Origin of the sequence: Rhizobium sophoriradicis, assembly GCF_003939025.1 — a bacterium.
Taxonomy (GTDB): Bacteria; Pseudomonadota; Alphaproteobacteria; order Rhizobiales; family Rhizobiaceae; genus Rhizobium; species Rhizobium sophoriradicis.
On sequence record NZ_RQIH01000007.1, the window covers coordinates 245,362 to 264,508 of the forward strand.

Genomic DNA, 19,147 nt, shown 5'->3' on the forward strand with positions numbered 1-19,147 from the left:
GCAATTCCCGGCAAGAGGCTGGGAAAACCGCTTCACACTTTTCCTGGAATTGCTCTACGGACATTCATGGCTAAGAAAATCCGCGTTCTCATCATCGACGATTCCGCCAGCATCCGTCAGACGCTGACGCATGTGCTGGAGCAGGATCCCGATATCGAGATCATGGCGGTGGCCTCCGATCCCTTCGTGGCGGCGCGCAAGCTGCTGGAGGAGGTCCCCGACGTCATCACGCTCGATGTCGAGATGCCGCGCATGGACGGCATCACTTTCCTGCGCAAGCTGATGGCGCAGCGGCCGATCCCCGTCGTGATGTGCTCGTCGCTGACCGAAGCGGGGTCGCAAACGCTGATCCAGGCGCTGGAGGCCGGCGCCGTCGACGTCATTCTGAAATCGAAGATCGGCGCCGCCGACAGTCTTTCCGATGATGCGATACGCATTCGCGAAATCGTCAAGAGTGCCTCGCATGCACGGCTTACCACCGTCCGCCGCGCCGCCGGAACGATCCGCTCGGCTTCGGCCGACGGGCCGACCAAAAAGCTGACGGCGGATGCGATGCTGCCGCCGCCGACGGGGCGGGCCATGGCGAAGACGACCGAGATGGTCGTCTGCGTCGGCGCCTCCACCGGTGGCACGGAGGCGCTGCGCGAATTCCTGGAGGAATTGCCGGCCAATGCGCCCGGCATGGTGATCGTCCAGCATATGCCGGAGAGATTCACCGACGCTTTCGCCAAACGGCTGAACGGCCTCTGCGAGGTCGAGGTCAAGGAAGCTGTCGACGGTGACCCGGTGCTGCGCGGGCATGTGCTGATTGCGCCCGGCGACAAGCATATGCTGCTCGAACGCCAGGGCGCGCGCTACCATGTCAGCGTCAAGATGGGGCCGCTGGTGTCGCGCCACAGGCCTTCTGTCGACGTACTCTTCCGCTCGGCGGCGCGGTCCGCCGGCTCGAATGCCATGGGGATCATCATGACCGGCATGGGCGATGACGGCGCGCGCGGCATGCTGGAAATGCATCAGGCCGGCGCCTACACGGTGGCGCAGGACGAGGCGAGCTCGATTGTTTTCGGCATGCCGAAGGAGGCGATCGCCAGAGGCGGCGTCGACCGCGTCTTGCCGCTCGATCAGATCGCTCGCGAAGTGATGATGACGCAGCAGAAATTCTGAGACCCGTTTTGAACATCCGGCCGGAATTAATGCCGGTTTCCAGGCCGGCAGGCCGCCTTGCGCGCCTCCTCTTGAAATTTCCACGATTTTGTGGTCTTGAGGCCGCCAATCTTTGCAGCGCTGCCTGTCATGCATGTTCAGGGACATTTCCCGCCCCTGGCAGCGCGCGTCCCGTATCAGTCCCAAGGAAATGCGCCGATGGCCCGTTCAGCTCTTCTCAATGTCATGGTTCAGGCTGCCCTCAAGGCAGGAAAAACGCTGGGGCGTGATTTCGGCGAAGTGCAGAACCTGCAGGTTTCGGTGAAGGGACCGGGCGACTTCGTGTCCACCGCCGACCGCAAGGCCGAAAAGATGGTTCGGGAAGAACTGCTCAAGGCGCGCCCGACTTATGGTTTCCTTGGTGAGGAGAGCGAGGAGATCAAGGGCACCGACGGCGCGCATCGCTGGATCGTCGATCCGCTCGACGGCACCACCAACTTCCTGCACGGCATCCCGGCCTTCGCCGTCTCGATCGCGCTCGAACGCAACGGCGAGATCGTTGCGGCCGTCGTGTTCAATCCGGCGACCGACGAACTCTATACTGCCGAGCGCGGCGGCGGCGCCTTCCTCAACGACCGGCGCCTGCGCGTCGCTGCGCGCCGGGTGCTGTCGGATTGCGTCATCGGCTGCGGCGTGCCGGCGCTCGGCAAGCGCAATCACGGCAAATTCCTGGTCGAGCTTCGCCACGTGATGGGCGAAGTGGCGGGTATTCGCCGTCTGGGCTCGCCGACGCTTGATCTCGCCTATGTCGCCGCCGGACGTTTCGATGGTTTCTGGGAAGCTGAGCTTGCACCCTGGGACATGGCGGCGGGCATCCTACTCATCCGCGAAGCTGGCGGCTTTGCCAGCGATTGGGACGGCGGAGCGGCCATTCTGGAGGGTGGCGCGATCGTCGCCGGCAACGAGCACATCCACAAGGCACTGATCGAGGTCATCAAGCGACCGATTCCCGCCAAGTAGGCGAAGGAAAACGCGGCTGTTGTAAAGTCACGGTTTTCGCCTCCGGATACTTCAATTCGGCACAATGTTGCTCTAGTCTCCGCCAGCAATGAGTTCGGAGGCTGCTGAACCTATGGAAAATGTGAATGTGGCGGAGATCGGCTCCGCCGAAAAGACTCCCGGCGCTTATGCCTACAGGCTTTCGAGTCCCATGCCCTTCCTTTGGACGATGCTGCTTTTCCTCGTCATCGTCGGGTTCATTGCCGCCATCCTCTTCCGGCAGACGCAGACCGCCTTCATGCACAATCCAGGCCTCAACGGCCTGATCGTCGGCGTTCTCGCGGTCGGCATCATCCTTGTTTTCAATCACGTGCTGGCGCTTCGCCCCGAAGTGCGCTGGTTCAACTCCTTCCGCGCCGCCGGGAGCGCCGACAAGGTCAATCGCAATCCGCGGCTGCTGGCGCCGATGCGGGCTCTGATCGGCAATCGCAAGACGTCGTTGGCGCTATCGACGACGGCGCTGCGTTCGATCCTCGATTCGATCGCGACGCGCCTCGATGAATCGCGTGACGTCTCGCGCTACCTGATCGCCCTCCTGGTTTTCCTCGGCCTGCTCGGCACCTTCTGGGGCCTCATCGGCACGATCGGTTCGATCAGCAACGTCATTCAATCGCTGGATGCCGGTTCGAACGGTACGGGGGACGTGCTTTCGGCACTGAAGGAGGGGCTGTCCGCGCCGCTTTCGGGCATGGGCCAGGCCTTCTCGTCGTCGCTGCTCGGTCTTTCCGGTTCGCTCATTCTTGGCTTCCTCGACCTGCAGGCCGGCCGCGCGCAGAACCGCTTCTACACGGAGCTGGAAAACTGGCTCTCCTCCGTTACCGATGTCGGTTCCGATCTTGCGCCGGCGCTCGACGCCGTATCCGGCTCGTCCTCGGAGGACATGCGTGCGCTCACCGAATATCTGCGCAAGGCCTCCGAAGAGGGCGGCGTCGGCAGCCAGCGCTCGGTCGCCGCCATGGCGAGCCTTGCCGAAGGCATCCAGGGGCTCGTCAAGAACATGCGCAACGAGCAGCAGATGCTGCGCGACTGGATCGAGGCACAGCAGGACGAGGCCAAAGCAATGCGCCGCACGCTCGACCGGCTGGCCGAACGCATCGGACTGCAGGAGCGGGCCGGCGACAAGGCCGAACGCCACCGCGACCGCACAAGCCACACAGAGAAGAGCGAGGGCAAGTAGCCATGGCTCTTGCCCGCAACCGCCGCCGCGAGCGCACGGTCGACTATTGGCCGGGTTTCGTCGACGCGCTGTCGACGCTGCTCATCTCGATCATGTTCGTGCTGACGGTCTTCGTCGTCGGGCAGTTCATCCTAAGCCGCGAGATCACCGGACGTGATGAGGTGCTCAATCGCCTTAACAGCCAGATCAACGAACTGACGCAGCTTCTGGCGCTCGAAAAAGGCAGCAATCAGGACCTCCAGGATTCGGTCGCCAACCTGCAGGCCTCGCTTGCCACTGCCGAGGGCGACCGTTCACGGCTGCAGGCGCTGCTGAACGCTGGTTCGGGCGGCCAGGACGCGGCCCAGAAGCGGATCGGCGCGATGACGCAGGAGCTCGACGAGCAGAAACAGGTGAGCGAGCGGGCCCTCAGCCAGGTCGAGCTGCTGAACCAGCAGATCGCCGCACTTCGCAGCCAGATCGCCGCCGTCGAAGCAGCCCTTCAGGCGTCGGAGGAGAAAGACCGGGTCTCGCAGACCAAGATTGCCGATCTCGGCAGCCGCCTCAACGTGGCGCTCGCCGCACGCGTGCAGGAGCTGAACCGCTACCGTTCCGACTTCTTCGGCCGCCTGCGCGAGATCCTTTCGGACCGCGAGAATATCCGCATCGTCGGTGACCGGTTCGTCTTCCAATCGGAAGTGCTGTTTCCCTCAGGCGGCGCCGATCTCAATCCGGAGGGGCAGACCGAGATGGCAAAGCTTGCGACCGCCCTGCTCGACCTCGCCAAGGAAATTCCGCCTGAAATCAACTGGGTGCTGCGCGTCGACGGCCATACCGACAACGTGCCGCTCGGCGGAACGGGACGGTATCGCGACAATTGGGAGCTTTCCTCGGCGCGTGCGACGTCGGTCGTCAAGTTCCTGATCGGTCAAGGCGTGCCGGCCGATCGGCTCGTTGCCGCCGGCTTCGGCGAGTTCCAGCCGATCGCACCCGGCGATACGCCGGAGGCGCGCGCCACCAACCGCCGCATCGAGTTGAAGCTGACCGAGAAATAATCAGCTTGATATTGTCTGCCGGCACTCCTCGAGCCGGTCGGCGAGAAAGGCGCGAACGGCGGGACTGTCGCTGAGGCCTATCGCTGTCACGTAGGCGTCGGCCGCGGCGGTATTGTCGCCGGCCCGTGCCAGAAGAAAGGCACGCACCGCCCAGTAGGGCTGATAAGCCGCGATGGCGCGCGGATCGATCCTGTCGAGCCGGTCGAGGCCTTCGGCGGCGCTCGAGGCCCTGCCGATCACCGCCGCCTCGGCGACGCGGGCGCCGAGCGTCGGCTTCATCTCCAGCAGCGCGGCATAGAGCGTCGTCAGCGCCTGCCAGTCGGTCGACCCGGAAAGGCGGCGCGCCGCATGCACGGATTGAATTGCCGCCTGACACTGAAAGGGGCCGAAACGCTCGAAGCCCCCGGCCTTGCGCAGCAATGCGTCTGCCTCGGCGATCATGATCGCGTTCCAGGCTGCCGTGTCCTGCTCGTCCAGCGGCACATATCGGCCCTCACCGTCGCGTCGGGCATCACGGCGGGCTTCGCAGTGAAGCATCAGCGACAGGAGGCCGATCGCTTCCGGCTCGTCCGGCAGCACCGTCAGCAGCGCCCGGCCGAGCCAGATCGCTTCGGCGGCAAGCGACTGGTGCGCCTCCTCGCCGTCAAGGCCATCCCATCCGAGGCCGTAGGCAACGTAGATTGCCGAGAGCACGGCGGCCAGCCGCTCCGGCAGGGCGGGCCGAGGCGGAACGGCGAAGGGAATGCCGGCATCACGGATCTTCACCTTGGCCCGCACCAGCCGCTGGCTTATCGCTTGCGGCGAAACGACGAAGGCCCGTGCGACGGTTCTCGCCTCGATGCCGAGAACCGTCTGCAGCATCAGCGCCGTATGCACGGAGCTGTCGATGGCAGGGTGGGTACAGGCAAAGAGCAGCTTCAGCCGCTCATCGGGAAAAACGGAATTGCCAGCCTCGTTCATGCGCTCCTCCGCTTCCTCGAAGGCGAGCGATATCGTCGTTTGGGCGTTGGCCGCGACGATGCGGTGGCGGGCCGCCTGCATGAGGTTGCGGCGAGCGGCGACCAGCAGCCAGGCTTCCGGATTGCCAGGAATGCCGCGCTCCGGCCAGACGCGTAAGGCCGAAGCCAGCGCCTCCGACAATGCGTCTTCCGCCGCCGGCACGTCACGCGAGCGGGCGGCGAGAAAGGCGATCAGCTTGCCGTAAGACTGACGCGCTACCTGTTCGGCGGCGCGTCCGGCATTGGCGGACATTGCCGCCTCACATCTGCAGGCGCGGGCGCACCTCGACCGAGCCCTTGTCGGAGATCGGAACGCGGGTCGCCCATTCCAGCGCGGTATCGATATCTGGGACCTCGATCAGATAGAAGCCGCCGAGCTGTTCCTTGCCTTCCGGATAGGGACCGTCCTGGACATCGTGATCCTCGCCTTTGCGGCGCAGGATCGTGCCGGTATCAGGGGCTGTCAGGCCGGCGCCGCCGGTCATGATTCCTGCCTGCGCGAGCGCCTTGCTGTAGGCGACCCAACCGTCGCGATAGGCAGGATCGCTGCGGCGGGCGAAATCTTCGGGGGCTTCGCGAATGATGAGAGCATATTGCATGGAAAACTCCTGATCTCGTTGTTGGCCTTCCAGGCAGGCCGACGAAAGCCTTTATGCCTGGTAGAGCGGCTCAGCCGTTCCGAGACAATGAGGCGCGAGCGGCGGTCCTTTCGACATGGCTTTGAAAAATACTTGAAAAAGGAAACGGCGCCGGAAATCCGAACGCGGGTGAGCCGGGCTCAAAGGCACCAGCGCCGCTCAAGGGCGCAAAAAGGCAGGGCGGCGCTCACGCCGCCCGTGCCGTCCTGCTCAGGCTTCGGCCTTCGTCTGATCGACGATGTCGGCGCCTGGCGTGTTCTTCTTGATGGATTCAATGGCACTCATGGCCGAGGCCTTCGCCTTGTAGCCTTCGGACAGGAACATGGTTTCCCCGTTCGATGCCTTGAAGCGGAAGCGGAATTCGCCTGATTTATCCTTGTAAACTTCGAATTTGTACATGGATGTCTCCCGAAACGCTGAATTGTACCATCAGCATTGAGGAGGCTAGAGCAAAATGGCGAGCTTTTCCACTACCTTAATGAGAATTGGGGTGCCTGACGCAATCGCCCGAAAATCGTCGTCGATTTTCGCAAAGCATGATGCGCCAGGTCGGCGCGCTTTCTTGTGCGTGGAAGACATGCCGCGCGGCAGCGTCCATCAACATGGTTTCCATTGGCCGCCCGTGATGTGCGGCGAACGCCGCCGCGTCATTCCATCTGGATGTTCGCGCCCTTGACGACCGGCCCCCATTTGGCGAGCTCGGCTTTCACATGGGCTGCGAGTTCCTCCGGCGTGGAGCCGACAATGGTGGCGCTGAACTCCTTCATCCGTTCGGCAACGGCGGGATCGGCGAGCGCCTTCTTGGCCGAGGCGTTGAGGCGCGTTACCACCTCGCTCGGCGCCTTTGCCGGCGCGAAGAGGGCGTTCCAAGTATAGGTCTCATAGCCTGGAATGCCGGATTCCGCGACCGTCGGCACGTCGGGGAAGGAGGGTGCGCGCTCAGCCGTCGTCACCGCCAGCGCCCTCAGCGTGCCAGCCTTTATGTGGCTGGACGACGAGGGCAGGTTGTCGAACATGATCGGCACCTGATTGCCGATGACATCGTTCAAGGCGGGGCCGGCGCCCTTATAGGGGATGTGCTGCATGCTGACGCCGGCCATACTCTTGAACAGTTCGCCGGACAGATGCAGCGGCGTGCCGTTGCCCGACGAGGCGTAACTGTATTTGTCGGGCTCGGCCTTCAGGAGCGCGATCAGTTCCGGCACTGTCTTTGCCGGCAGTTCCGGATTGACGACCAGCACGTTCGGCACGACGACGAGCAGCGAGACCGGCGCGAAATCCTTCTCGGGATCATAGGGGGTCGATTTGAGGATCAGCGGATTGAGGGCGTGGGTTGCGACCGTGCCCATTAGAATGGTGTAGCCGTCGGGGTCGGCGCGGGCGACGTTGCCGGCGCCGAGATTGCCGCCGGCGCCGGCGACATTCTGGACGATCACCTGCTGGCCGAGATCCTCCGACATCTTCTGCGCGACGATACGGGCGACGACGTCGGTCGAGCCGCCGGCCGCGAAGGGCACGACCATGGTGATCGCGCGATCCGGAAAATCCGCGGCAACGGAAGCCGTGCCGAGACCGAGCGTTGCAGCCAGGCCGAAAGCGAGCGCAAGGCCCGTGCGTCGCGTCATATCGGAAAGCGCCATTCCTATCTCCTCCCAAGGATTTCAACAACCATCCCCTACCCAGGGGCATGAAGAGGGTAGGGCGGGCGGCGCGAAAGACAACCGCGAGAAGGTTCAAGAGAGGTCAGACTTTAGTTGCTGTCCTCAGAAAAGCGGCTGTCGGCTATTTCGCGGCGGCGAGTACATCTTCGTTCGCGGCGTCGAACTGCAGCCGCGCCAGCCGCGCATAGATGCCGCCGTGGCGGATCAGGCTCTGATGCGTGCCTTCCTCGACGACGCGGCCCTGGTCCATGACGAGGATGCGGTCGGCCTTCAAGACGGTGGCCAGGCGATGGGCGATGACGAGCGTCGTGCGGCCATCGACCAGCCCGTCGAGCGCCTTCTGCACCAGGGTCTCGCTTTCGGCGTCAAGGGCAGACGTCGCCTCGTCGAGCAACAGTACGGGCGCGTTCTTCAGGATGGCGCGGGCAATGGCGATGCGCTGCCGCTGGCCGCCCGACAGGGTGACGCCGCGTTCGCCGACCTCGGTCTCATAGCCGCTCTCCAGCCGGGATATGAACTCGTCGGCCTGGGCGGCAAGGGCTGCGGCGCGGACCTCCTCTGGCGAGGCGCCGGGGCGGCCGAAGGCGATGTTGTCATGGATCGAAGCGGCAAAGATGGTGACGTCCTGCGGCACGATGGCAATGCGCTGGCGCAACTCGTCCGGTGTCGTCAGCCGCGCGTCGACGCCGTCGATCGTCACGCTGCCCTGCTGCGGGTCGTAAAAGCGCAGCAGCAGCGAAAAGACGGTGCTCTTGCCGGCGCCTGAGGGGCCGACGATGGCGACGGTCTCGCCGGGCGCGATCGCAAAGCTTAAGCCGTGCAATGCCGATTTGCCGGGGCGCGAGGGATAGGCGAAATGCACGCCGGAAAATTCGACGCGGCCGCGGCTGGGCGAGGGCAGGGCTTCGGGGCTGGCAGGGGCGGCGATCGGCGAGACCTCGTCGAGAAGCTCGGTCAGACGGTCGGCAGCGCCGGCCGCCTGCGAGAGTTCGCCCCAGACCTCCGACAGTGCGCCGAGCGATCCGGCGGAGATGACGGCATAGAGCAGGAACTGACCGAGCGTGCCGGCCGAAAGCGTGCCGGCAAGGACGCTGTGAGCGCCGACCCAGAGCACAGCGACGACGCTGCCGAAAATCAGCGTGATGGCGATACCCGTCAGCAAGGCGCGCGAGCGGATGGCGGCGCCGGCGGCCTCATAGGCGGATTCAACGGCACCGCCGTAGCGCGTCGCTGCGGCATCCTCGCCGTTGAAAGCCTGTACCGTGCGGGTTGCGGCGATCGTCTCGTTGGCGAAGGCGGAGGCTTCGGCAAGCGTATCCTGAGCGGCGCGGGAACGCCTGCGCACCGAGCGGCCGAAGGCGACGAGCGGGAAGACGATCAGCGGGATCGCCCCGATGACGAGGCTGGAAAGTTTCGGCGAGGTGACGACCATCATGCCCATGGCGCCGAGACAGAGGATGAGGTTCCTGAGCGCTACCGAGGCGGTGGCGCCGACGGCGGATTTGATTTGCGTCGTGTCGGCCGTCAGCCGCGAGATGATTTCGCCGGACTGGTTGACGTCGAAGAAGGAGGGCGACAGCCGTGTCACATGGGCAAAGACATCGCGGCGAAGATCGGCGACGATGCGCTCGCCAATGGTGATGACGAAATAGTAGCGTAGCGCGCTGGCGATCGCGAGCACGATGGCCATGACCATCAGCATGGCGAAGTAGCTGTTGATGAAGCGGCCATCGGACTGGGTGAAGCCATGATCGATCATGCGGCGCACGGCGAGCGGCAGCGCCAGTGAGGTGATGGCAGCAAGCGCCAGTGAAATCAGCGCTCCGGCCACCAAGCCGCGATAGCGCATGACATAAGGCGTCAGCCGCCCAAGCGGACGCAGCGAGCGCCTTTTGTTTTCCCCAGCTTGTGCCTGTTCTGCCAAAACGTCTCCGATCGCCTCAAGGACCCGCTAATGCGGCCTGTTGGCACTTGTTATCCCGGCGTCCTTCATGTATAGGCACGCCATCCTAATGGGAAGCCGTAGCCATCACGACTGCGGCTTCATTTATTCAATCGGTTCGGTGGCCGCAACTGCATGCGGCAAATTGAACTCCGGTATCGCAGGAAGATTGTTATGAAGGCAGGCATCCATCCCGACTATCACACGATCAAGGTAGTCATGACTGATGGCACCGAATACGAAACCCGCTCGACCTGGGGTTCGGAAGGCGCTGTCATGAATCTCGAGATCGATTCCAAGTCGCACCCGGCCTGGACGGGCGGCAACCAGCAGCTCATGGACCGCGGCGGCCGCGTCTCCAAGTTCAACAAGCGTTTCGGCGGCCTCGGCCTCTAATCGCTTCTGCTCGACGGAATTTGAAAGAGCTCGGCTTTGCCGGGCTTTTTTGCGTTGTACGAATGCTGAGGCACATCGGCAACAAAAAAACCGGCCGCGCGGAGCGCAGCCGGTTACATATGAATTCTCTCAGGAACCAGTCAGTTGTTGCCGAAAGCCGTCTGCAGCAGGGAAAGCTGAGCCTGAACGCTATTCTGATTATCGTGGACGATCACGGCCTCGGCCGGACGATAGATTTCGCGATCGAGCAAGGCGATGCGGTTCTGCAGGCGCAGGGAGCGCTCGACGAGATCGCGGAAGGATTCCGGCAGATCGCCCCAGCCCGGTGCGGCGCGGTCGACGTTGAAGCCGTCGAGGCGAACCTTGTTCTTTTCGGCCAGCACCTGGTCGCGGGACATCTCGCCGTTGTTGACGGCGCGCTGCAGCAGCAGCCAGGAGGCCATCTGCATCAGGCGGGTGGTCAGCCGCATCGATTCAGCGGCGTAGAGGACAGACGCCATGCGCGGCAGAACCTTGGAGGCTGCGCGGCCCTGGCCGTCGAGATAGGCGGCGGTCTCTTCGACCAGCGACATGCCTTCGGCATAAAGCGCCTTGAACTGCGAGGATGCAGCCGCGCGGCCCGCAAAACTGATCGTGTTCAATCCAACTTCCGACATCGCAATAGTCCCTGTTGCACGCAGCTACTTATGGTCAGGTAACGCCGGCTCCGACGGAAAAGTTTCCGCGTCCGGTCTTTATGACGTTAAGATGGTATCATTAGCGCAAATGCGCAAGCCGTTTCTTAAGAAAGGGTTAATCTCCACAGTTTCATGGAAATGCGCCGGCCGCAGCAAAAAGAAGAGCCGCAAAAGCGGCTCTCAAGGTAAAACAGGGAGAAAAATCAGACCAATTCACCGCGTGGAAAACTGTCTGAAATCCAGAGAAAGTCTGGATGAATACAGTAATACCTTATAAAGCTTAATAATTTATTAACATTGTGCCGAATGAAGACTTGAGGCAGGCTCATTTTGCCTGCCTATGGTCTTGTTTTTCGCGGCTTTTAACCGATCATGAGCGGAAGAAGCTTTCAGCCGCCTGCCGTCCGGAGGCTTTGAGGGCGGCTTCGGCTTCGAGCCGGGCGATCTCTGCTTTCAGCAATTCCACCCGTGCCTTCAGCTCATCCACCGACAGCAGGGAGAGATCGGCGCCGACCTCGTGGGCGGTTTTCTTCTGCGGCCTGTCGTCATCGATAAAGCTCATTGGTTCTCCTCCGTGCTGTTGGCAACATGATGCCGGAAAATACAGGCGATACGGAATCGAGATTTAGGCCGATCTGGCGCAAGTCCACCCGTACCAAGAGCATTTCTGGTTTGGCGAGCCACGGAGCAAATCGCGGGCGCGGTTTGCGGGACGCTCTATCCGAACTTTACAGCGGAATCGCCGCTTTCGGGAGACTTGCCGGTGCCGCGATCGGCGAGCGACATGCTTTGCGGCGTCAGCATCGGCGAAGTGCCGGTCGGGATCGTCGTATAGGCGTCGCGGTCGCTGGCCGGGACGGCGGCGCGGATGCGGCTTCTGATAATGGCATAAACGGTAATCAGCACATGGGCGACGGCGGTGACCAGGAACAGCGCGTGCGGGGTGATGACCGACATCACGGGGCCGCCGAGCGTCGGGCCTATGACGGTGCCGATGCCGTAGAGCAGCAGCAGTCCGCCGGAGACCTTGACGAAATCCTCCGATGCCGCGAAGTCGTTCGCGTGAGCGACGGCGATCGGGTAGAGCGTATTGGCCACCGCGCCGTAAAGGACAACCAACCCGATCAGCAAGGCGGGCGATGTCGGGTGGAGCATGAAGATCAGCAGGCCGGCGAGGGCGGCGATCGCCGACATGGCGGCGAGCACGTAGCGCCGGTCGATCCGATCGGAAAGTCGGCCGGCCGGCAGCTGCATCATGGCGCCGGCGAAGATGGTGGCGCTCATCATGACGGCGATGCTGGTGTCGGAAAGACCGGCGCCGGCTCCGAAGACGGCGCCCAGCGTGCCATAGGCGCCGTTGGCGATGCCGACGAGCAGGATGCCGAGGCAGGAGACGGGCGAATTGCGGTAGAGCGCCGGCAGGTCGAGGCGAACGGCCTTCAGCGGCTGCGGCGAGGCGGCGGTCGAAAGCGTCGTCGGCAGCATGGCGATGCAATAGAATATGCCGCAGATCATGAACAGCACCGGCGTACGCACGTCCTCGAGCGGGATCATCATCTGGCCGGCGACGACGCCGATCAGCGTGATGCAGATGTAGAGGGAGAATATTGCGCCGCGGCTTTCGTTGCTCGCACGCTCGTTCAGCCAGCTTTCGATGATCATCGACGTGCCGGCAGTGGAGAAACCGGTGACGGTGCGCAGGACCACCCACCAGATTGGATCGATGATGATGCCGCTCACCAGCGCGATGATGGCGATGATCGAGATGAAGCCGGAAAAGGCTCTGACATGGCCGACGCGGCGCACCAGTTTCGGCGCCACCAGGCAGCCGATGACGAAGCCGCCGGCCCATGAGGTGCCAAGCAGGCCGAGCGTTGTCGTGGTATATCCTTCGATATTACCGCGCACCGGGAGCAGGATGCCCTGTAGGCCGTTGCCCATGAAAAGGAAGAGCGTGCCAAACAGCAACGCGGCGACGGACAGCAGATTTCTCTTCATTTCCCCAGCTCGGTCTCAGCAATTGTAAACGGACATAAGGCGAGACCTGCGTCTGGCCAGCCTCAAGATGATTGATTGTGCCCCGGAATCTCTTTACGGCGTGTCGAGATCCTCTTGTTCGCGCGGAAAAATGTCCGTCCTGTGACATTCCGAAAAACGGAAAAAATAAAGCATGACAAAGCTGATAGCCTTGCTGCTCATGCTTGCCATGGCGATACAGGTGATCAAGCCGCTCGGGTTCCCCGGCCTCCGGCGGCGCATGGATTTCTGGAAGATCGCGCTCATCGCCTTCGGTGTCTGGGCCGTGGCGCTCTTGTCGCGCGACTTCCTGATGTAAGCCCGCACTCCATCCCGGATCGTCAGTCCTGCAGGATGATTTCTCCGCGCATGACGGAAACGCAGCGTCCCGAGATGACGACATCGGTGACGATGCCCCGCGATTTCACGACATCAAGGGCAATGATACTGCGGCGGCCCATTTCAACGCCTTGTTCGATGGTGATGCGGACGTCCATATCGGCTTCCGGCGCAAGCGACACGAGATAGGCGCCGAGTGCGGCCGAAGCGCTGCCGGTGGCCGGGTCCTTGGGCACGTTGTCGAGGGGCGCGAACATGCGGGCGCGAATGTTCCACGGGTTCTCGGCCGATCTGGCATAGACAAAGAGCGAGAAGTCGTGGCCGCTCGTCGTATGGCGGCCTGCGGCCGCCTGGAAGCCGGCGAGGTTCGGGCGGGCGGCGGCCAGGGTTTCGAGCCCCTTCAATTCGGCGACGGCGAAATTCAGGCCGACGGAGGCAAAGACCGGCGCGTGGGTGGTGGTGACGACGGCGCTGGGATCGAGCGAGATGCAACGGGCGACGGTTTCCTCGGCAATAGTATCGCCGACCGTCAGCGGCCGCGGCGCGCGGATGGCGGTGGCCTCGATCTGTCCGTGGCTGCGTTTCAGGTCGACTTCGACGATGCCGGCCTTTTCCTCGAAGCGCAGCCTGTCGCCGACCGGCTTGCCGAAGATCTCCGCCTGCCGGCCGAGCACATAGGCGGTGCCGACATTCGGATGGCCGGCGAAGGGTATTTCCATCGTCGGCGTGAAGATGCGCACGCGGGCCGAATTCCGCGGATCTTCCGGCGGCAGGACGAAGGTGACTTCGGAATAGTTGAACTCGGTGGCGATCTTCTGCATCGCCGCATCGCTCAAGCCCCGGGCATCGGAAATGACGGCAAGCGGATTGCCCTCGAAGCGGGTGGACGTGAAGACGTCGACGGTGACGTAGGAGAGGGTGTTCATGGCGGCTCCAGTGGTGACGGGCCGTTATGAGTAAGCATGGTTCTTAAGGGAATGAAGTGGTTTCTTGTCGCCGTGACAATGAGAGGGAAGCGTCTTACGCGCCGAACTTATTGTCCCCGGCGTCTCTCCAAGCTCCCCTCACAAGTCAGTTGAGGCCGTGACATTGTCTGGTTTCGCCAGCGGATGGCGTCGCTGACACGGGCGTGCGCTGTGAATGGTTTCTCGTGCCGACCCCACGGTCCGTCATGCTTTGCCTTGAGCTTGCCTTGAGCCGAGTATCCACACCGCATCCGTCAGCAGCAGTCGCATGGATCCCAGGCTCAAGGCCTGGGATGACGGAGGGTGAGGTTGGCGTTCTCGCCAAACTCGCGGCCGGCGTACACAGGCACACCGCAACGGGTGCTTCATTCGGCCGGCACTCACCATATGCTCCCTCCTGTGACCTCCGTTGGGCGAAGCCCTAAGGTGCACAGGAATGAGGAAGGCGAGGGGACCGGGCGGGAGCGGCAACGCTGCGTTCGCTGCCCCTGCCCGAATCCCAAGTCCAAAATCAGGCGGCCTGTTCCAGGTCTTTCTTCCAGCTGCCCTTGGCGGCGAGGCTGTTCATCTCGGCGCGGTGGGTGAATTCGCGCTGGCCGGCGGCGACATTTTCCGGCTTGCCGTTCCAGGTTTTGAGGGCGCTGTCCTGCAGGGCGCGGCCATAGGAGAAAGTGACGAGCCAGGGCAGGTCATGGCCGTTGATGGCGGAAAGGTGGGCAGTCGCTTCTTCCGTCGTCTGGCCGCCGGAAAGGAAGGCGATGCCGGGAACCGCAGAGGGAACCGTGCGCTTCAGCACCCGGACGGTGCGCTCGGCAACTTCCTCGACCGATGCCTTGCGGGCGTTCTTGCCGTCGATGACCATATTCGGCTTCAGGATCATGCCTTCGAGGCTGACGCGGGCTTCGGCCAGTTCTTCGAAGACGATGCGCAGGGTGGATTCGGTTACTTCGGCGCAGCGGTCGATATTGTGGTCGCCCGGCTTGCCGTCCATCAGGCATTCCGGCTCGACGATCGGTACGATCTTGGCTTCCTGGCAGAGAGCTGCATAGCGGGCGAGCGCCTGAGCGTTGGCACGGACCGAGCCGCGGGTCGGCAGCGAGGACGAGATGGCGATGACGCCGCGCCATTTTGCGAAGCGGGCGCCGGCTTCATAATAGCGGGCAAGGCGCTCGCCGAGGCCGTCGAGGCCTTCGGTGATGGTTTCGCCGGGGAATTTGGCCATCGGCTTGGCGCCGGTATCGACCTTGATGCCGGGAATGGAACCGGCAGCGCGGATGATGTCGACGAAAGGCGTGCCGTCGGCGGCCTTCTGGAAAAGCGTCTCTTCGAAAAGGATGACGCCGGAGATATATTTCTTCATCGCCTCGTCGGAGCGGAAGAGCATCTCGCGGTAGTCGCGGCGGCTGGTTTCGGTCGATTCGAGATTGATCGTGTCGAAACGCTTCTTGATGGTGGAGGTCGATTCGTCAGCCGCAAGCAGTCCCCGGCCGCCCGCAACCATCTGCACTGCAATGTCTTCCAGTCGTTCGCTCATTCGATCTCTCCACAGCGTTAACATCGGCGGTTTAAGAATATAGGACGGCGATAACAGAAGTTTATAGTGAGGAAAATGGAAGGCTAAGTCATTGAAACGATTGAAATCAATTCAATCGTTTGAAAAATGGGATTTTTTCCAGCCCTTGGGCAAAAGACCGCGGAAGGCTCCTCGCCACCGCGGTCTATCCACATGTAAAACCTGCCAAATTGCCTTAGCGGCGCCGCACCGCCTATTGCAAGGTGCGACGCCGGATGCTTTTTTCGCGCCAAGGCGCTCGGTCTTATCTGGCGGCGTTGAGGACGGCGACGCCGGGGAGTTCCTTGCCTTCCATCCATTCGAGGAAGGCGCCACCGGCGGTCGAGACATAGGTGAAATCGTCGGCAACGCCGGCATGGTTGAGCGCGGAGACGGTGTCGCCACCGCCGGCAACCGAGGTGAGCTTTCCGGCTGCAGTGCGCTCAGCGGCGTATTTCGCGGCAGCAACCGTTGCGGTGTCGAAGGGCTCGATTTCGAAGGCGCCGAGCGGCCCGTTCCAGACGAGCGTTGCGGCGCGCTCGATCCAGGCGTTGATAGCCTCGACCGATTTCGGCCCGACGTCGAGCACCATGGCATCGGCGGGAATGGCGTCGATATCGACTATCTCGTTGGCGGCACCCGCCTTAAATTCGCGGGCGACGACGCCGTCCTCCGGCAGGATGATGGCGCAGCCTGATGTCGCCGCCTCGATCATGATCTGCTTGGCGGTTTCGGCAAGATCATGCTCGCAGAGCGACTTGCCGACATTGGTGCCGCGGGCGGCGATAAATGTGTTGGCCATGCCGCCGCCGATGACCAGCGCGTCGACCTTCTTCACCAGGTTCATCAGGAGGTCGATCTTGGTGGAGACCTTGGCGCCGCCGACGATGGCGACCACCGGGCGGGCCGGGGCGCCGAGGCCCTTTTCCAGTGCTTCCAGTTCGGCCTGCATGGTGCGGCCGGCATAGGCCGGCAGATGGTGAGCAAGGCCCTCGGTCGAGGCATGGGCGCGATGAGCGGCGGAGAAGGCGTCGTTGACATAAATATCGCCGTTGGCGGCAAGCGCCTTGGTGAAGTCGGGCTCGTTCTTCTCCTCGCCTTTGTGGAAGCGGGTGTTTTCCATCAGCAGGATATCGCCGTCATTCATCGCGGCGACGGCCGAGGCGGCGGCCTCGCCGATGCAGTCGGAGGCAGTCAGCACGGCATGATCGAGCACTTCCTCGACGGAAGGGGCGATCAGCGACAGCGACAGTTCCGGCGACGGGCCATCCTTCGGCCGGCCGAAATGGGCGAGCAGGATCACCTTGGCGCCCTTGTCGGACAATTCGAGGATCGTCGGCGCCACACGCTCGATGCGTGTCGTATCGGTGACCTTGCCATCCTTGACCGGAACGTTGAGGTCGACGCGGACGAGCACGCGCTTGCCGCTGAGGTCGGAAAGATCGTCGAGGGTCTTGAAAGCAGGCATGGGGAGGATCCAGTCTTGGTTGGCGGGAGTTGCGCCGACCATAGCAAGGATCATTCGAGACGCAAGGCGTTCAACGGCCGTTTTCGCGTCTGGCTTCCTCGCGTCCGGCCGATGCTTTCGGCGCGTTTTCGGAGGCCGCCGCATCGCGGTTCCGGCGTCCCTTCAGCCGGTCGCGGATGCGCTGGATGATGTCCTTGAGATTGATGAAGATCGGCAGAGTGATTGCCGGTTCGACCGCTTCGAGCGACATGCCGACGGAGGTGACGTGGTCGTGCTCGTCGAGATCGCGGACGATGAGAATGATCGAGCCGAGACGGACGCGGTCGGCATAATCGGCCTTGCCGCCGAGGCGCTGGCGCATCAATTCGGCGATCGTCAGGCCCTTTTCGGATTCGTTGAGCAGGCCGGGACCGTAGGCGGCGTCGAGATCGGCGGCGGGGCGGGCAGGCGAGAGCGCGAAGGCACCGAAGAATTCGGCATCGTCTTCGTCCACCGGTGCACGGCTGGCGAAGAGCCGGTCGAGCAGGCGGGAATAGCTCGGTACGATGAAAAGATAGACGAGATCGTTCTCGCGCAGCCGCCCGGCATATTGATAGCGCATCGATTTGCCGTCGCGGATGACAAGCGAGGGGGTTGCCCAGCGAGGAATGCGCTCGCCGCGTAGCACAGGACTATCCTTGATGACGCGATAGGAGAGCAGTTCGTGGTTGGCGGCACCCGGCAGGTCGACCTCGACCTTGTCGACGGCGCCGATGCGCGGCGGAATGATCAGGCCGAGCTTCTTGGCAACCGGTTTGATCGTCCAGCCCTGGAGCAGCAGCGAGACCAGCACGATGATGAAGGCCGTGTTGAAGAAGATCTGGCCGTTTTCCAGCCCGCCGAGGATCGGCATGATGGCGAGCAGGATGGAGACGGCGCCGCGCAGACCGACCCAGGCGACGAAACCGATTTCCTGCTGGGTGTAATCAAAGGGAAGCAGCGACAGCCAAATCGCCAGCGGCCGGGCGATGAAGATCAGGAAGAGGGCGAGCAGGATGGCCGGCACGATGATCACCGGGAATTGCGACGGCGTGGCGAGCAGGCCGAGCACCAGGAACATGATGATCTGCGCGAGCCAGGTCATGCCGTCCTGAAAGCGCTTGATGGTGCCGATCGCCTGCATCTTGCGGTTTCCGGCGTAGATGCCGGCGACGTAAACGGCAAGGAAGCCGCTGCCGCCGACCGCGCCGGTAAAGGAGAAGACGAGAAGGGCGAGAGCCAGCACGAAGATCGGCGTCAGGCCGCGATCGGTATCGAGCTTGCTGACGATCAGCACGATCATCATGCCGCCGAGCAGGCCGAGGATGACGCCAAGGCCCATCTGCTGCACGAACATGGCGAGCATGCCGATATTGATGCCGGCATAACGCTCGCCGCTCGCCAGCACTTCGACAAGGGCGATGGTGAGGAAGATCGCCATCGGATCATTGGTGCCGGATTCGACTTCGAGCGTCGAGCGCACCTTGTCGCGGATATTGATGCCGCCGATGCGCAGCAGGAAGAAGACGGCGGCGGCATCCGTCGAGGCCACGATCGAGCCGAGCAGCAGACCTTCCAGCCAGGTGAAATTCAAAAGCCACATGGCGGCGACGGCAAAGAGCGAGGCGGTGATCAGCACACCGACAGAGGCGAGCGTGAGAGAGGGAACGGCCGCGAGCCGGAAGGCCTGCATCGGTGTACCGAAGCCGGAATCGAACAGGATGACCGCGAGCGCTATGGAGCCGAGAATATAGGCGAGATAGTTGTTGCTGAACTCGATGCCAAGGCCATCGACGCCGGCGGCAAGGCCGATCATCAGGAACAGCAGCAGCAGCGGCGCGCCGAAGCGGAAGGCGAGAAGGCTGGAAAAAGCGGCCATAAGCACGAGCGCCGTCGCAACCAGCACCACGATATAGAACGCTTCCATGCCCGCCCCTTTCTACTTCGCGGATATGGCCACCCTCCGGCCGATCCGTCTATTTCCACCCTCCACAACGCGCGTCGGTCCATCAGTAAACGGCAAAACGGCAGAGAAGGGTAGGCCTTGCGGCTTAACCTCGTCTC

The 19,147-nt window shown here is 62.9% G+C and carries 18 protein-coding genes; 6 read left to right on the top strand and 12 right to left on the bottom strand.

Features of this window, described 5'->3' with window-relative positions:
- The first annotated feature begins 66 nt into the window (after nt 1-66).
- The 4 genes from EFR00_RS13930 to EFR00_RS13945 all read left to right on the top strand — a co-directional run bounded on the left by EFR00_RS13930 (nt 67) and on the right by EFR00_RS13945 (nt 4,413).
- Nucleotides 67-1,164 (top strand): protein-glutamate methylesterase/protein-glutamine glutaminase, encoded by a 1,098-nt coding sequence (locus EFR00_RS13930; protein WP_077990577.1) that lies wholly within the window; start codon nt 67-69, stop codon nt 1,162-1,164.
- Nucleotides 1,165-1,362: 198 nt separating this feature from the next.
- Nucleotides 1,363-2,163: an inositol monophosphatase family protein gene (locus tag EFR00_RS13935; RefSeq protein ID WP_077990575.1), complete on the top strand. Its 801-nt coding sequence runs from the start codon at nt 1,363-1,365 to the stop codon at nt 2,161-2,163.
- A gap of 112 nt (nt 2,164-2,275) precedes the next feature.
- The gene (locus tag EFR00_RS13940) at nt 2,276-3,379 is read left to right on the top strand and encodes a MotA/TolQ/ExbB proton channel family protein (protein ID WP_038691164.1); all 1,104 of its coding nucleotides are present in this window, start codon (nt 2,276-2,278) and stop codon (nt 3,377-3,379) included.
- A 2-nt stretch (nt 3,380-3,381) separates the two neighbouring features.
- Entirely contained in the window at nt 3,382-4,413 is a 1,032-nt protein-coding gene (locus EFR00_RS13945) for a peptidoglycan -binding protein (RefSeq protein ID WP_038691162.1), read from the top strand.
- Here EFR00_RS13945 and EFR00_RS13950 read toward each other — a convergent pair whose 3' ends face one another.
- The 5 genes from EFR00_RS13950 to EFR00_RS13975 all read right to left on the bottom strand — a co-directional run bounded on the left by EFR00_RS13950 (nt 4,414) and on the right by EFR00_RS13975 (nt 9,634).
- Entirely contained in the window at nt 4,414-5,664 is a 1,251-nt protein-coding gene (locus EFR00_RS13950; RefSeq protein ID WP_077990573.1) for an RNA polymerase sigma factor, read from the bottom strand.
- A 7-nt stretch (nt 5,665-5,671) separates the two neighbouring features.
- A complete protein-coding gene (locus EFR00_RS13955; protein WP_077990563.1) occupies nt 5,672-6,010 on the bottom strand; it encodes a YciI family protein in 339 nt (112 codons plus the stop codon).
- 249 nt (nt 6,011-6,259) lie between these two features.
- Nucleotides 6,260-6,448, bottom strand: a complete 189-nt coding sequence (locus EFR00_RS13960) for a YegP family protein (RefSeq protein ID WP_009990299.1) — start codon at nt 6,446-6,448, stop codon at nt 6,260-6,262.
- Nucleotides 6,449-6,696: 248 nt separating this feature from the next.
- The gene (locus EFR00_RS13970; RefSeq protein WP_077990561.1) at nt 6,697-7,689 is read right to left on the bottom strand and encodes a Bug family tripartite tricarboxylate transporter substrate binding protein; all 993 of its coding nucleotides are present in this window, start codon (nt 7,687-7,689) and stop codon (nt 6,697-6,699) included.
- Nucleotides 7,690-7,831: 142 nt separating this feature from the next.
- A complete protein-coding gene (locus tag EFR00_RS13975; RefSeq protein ID WP_077990560.1) occupies nt 7,832-9,634 on the bottom strand; it encodes an ABC transporter transmembrane domain-containing protein in 1,803 nt (600 codons plus the stop codon).
- Nucleotides 9,635-9,826: 192 nt separating this feature from the next.
- Between EFR00_RS13975 and rpmE the strand changes: the two genes are divergently transcribed.
- Nucleotides 9,827-10,048 (top strand): 50S ribosomal protein L31, encoded by a 222-nt coding sequence (rpmE, locus tag EFR00_RS13980; protein WP_009990270.1) that lies wholly within the window; start codon nt 9,827-9,829, stop codon nt 10,046-10,048.
- Between the two features lie 140 nt (nt 10,049-10,188).
- Here rpmE and rcdA read toward each other — a convergent pair whose 3' ends face one another.
- The 3 genes from rcdA to EFR00_RS13995 all read right to left on the bottom strand — a co-directional run bounded on the left by rcdA (nt 10,189) and on the right by EFR00_RS13995 (nt 12,723).
- The gene (gene rcdA / locus EFR00_RS13985; protein ID WP_004679442.1) at nt 10,189-10,704 is read right to left on the bottom strand and encodes a protease adaptor protein RcdA; all 516 of its coding nucleotides are present in this window, start codon (nt 10,702-10,704) and stop codon (nt 10,189-10,191) included.
- Between the two features lie 391 nt (nt 10,705-11,095).
- Nucleotides 11,096-11,287, bottom strand: coding sequence for a DUF1192 domain-containing protein (locus EFR00_RS13990; RefSeq protein WP_077990557.1), 192 nt, complete (start codon nt 11,285-11,287; stop codon nt 11,096-11,098).
- Between the two features lie 155 nt (nt 11,288-11,442).
- On the bottom strand, nt 11,443-12,723 hold the full coding sequence (locus EFR00_RS13995; RefSeq protein ID WP_009996625.1) for an MFS transporter: 1,281 nt from the start codon (nt 12,721-12,723) through the stop codon (nt 11,443-11,445).
- A gap of 172 nt (nt 12,724-12,895) precedes the next feature.
- On the opposite strand from EFR00_RS13995, the gene EFR00_RS33020 reads away from it, so the two are divergent.
- Nucleotides 12,896-13,060 carry a hypothetical protein gene (locus tag EFR00_RS33020; RefSeq protein ID WP_009996623.1) on the top strand — a complete coding sequence of 55 codons (165 nt, stop codon included), beginning with the start codon at nt 12,896-12,898 and terminating at the stop codon, nt 13,058-13,060.
- A 22-nt stretch (nt 13,061-13,082) separates the two neighbouring features.
- On the opposite strand, the gene EFR00_RS14000 is transcribed toward EFR00_RS33020, so the two are convergent.
- The 4 genes from EFR00_RS14000 to EFR00_RS14015 all read right to left on the bottom strand — a co-directional run bounded on the left by EFR00_RS14000 (nt 13,083) and on the right by EFR00_RS14015 (nt 19,010).
- A complete protein-coding gene (locus tag EFR00_RS14000) occupies nt 13,083-14,006 on the bottom strand; it encodes a PhzF family phenazine biosynthesis protein (RefSeq protein WP_077990553.1) in 924 nt (307 codons plus the stop codon).
- A 550-nt stretch (nt 14,007-14,556) separates the two neighbouring features.
- On the bottom strand, nt 14,557-15,579 hold the full coding sequence (locus EFR00_RS14005) for a class I fructose-bisphosphate aldolase (protein ID WP_077990551.1): 1,023 nt from the start codon (nt 15,577-15,579) through the stop codon (nt 14,557-14,559).
- A 283-nt stretch (nt 15,580-15,862) separates the two neighbouring features.
- Nucleotides 15,863-17,065 (bottom strand): phosphoglycerate kinase, encoded by a 1,203-nt coding sequence (locus tag EFR00_RS14010; protein WP_164519047.1) that lies wholly within the window; start codon nt 17,063-17,065, stop codon nt 15,863-15,865.
- 70 nt (nt 17,066-17,135) lie between these two features.
- On the bottom strand, nt 17,136-19,010 hold the full coding sequence (locus EFR00_RS14015; RefSeq protein WP_077990543.1) for a potassium/proton antiporter: 1,875 nt from the start codon (nt 19,008-19,010) through the stop codon (nt 17,136-17,138).
- Between the last annotated feature and the right edge of the window lie 137 nt (nt 19,011-19,147).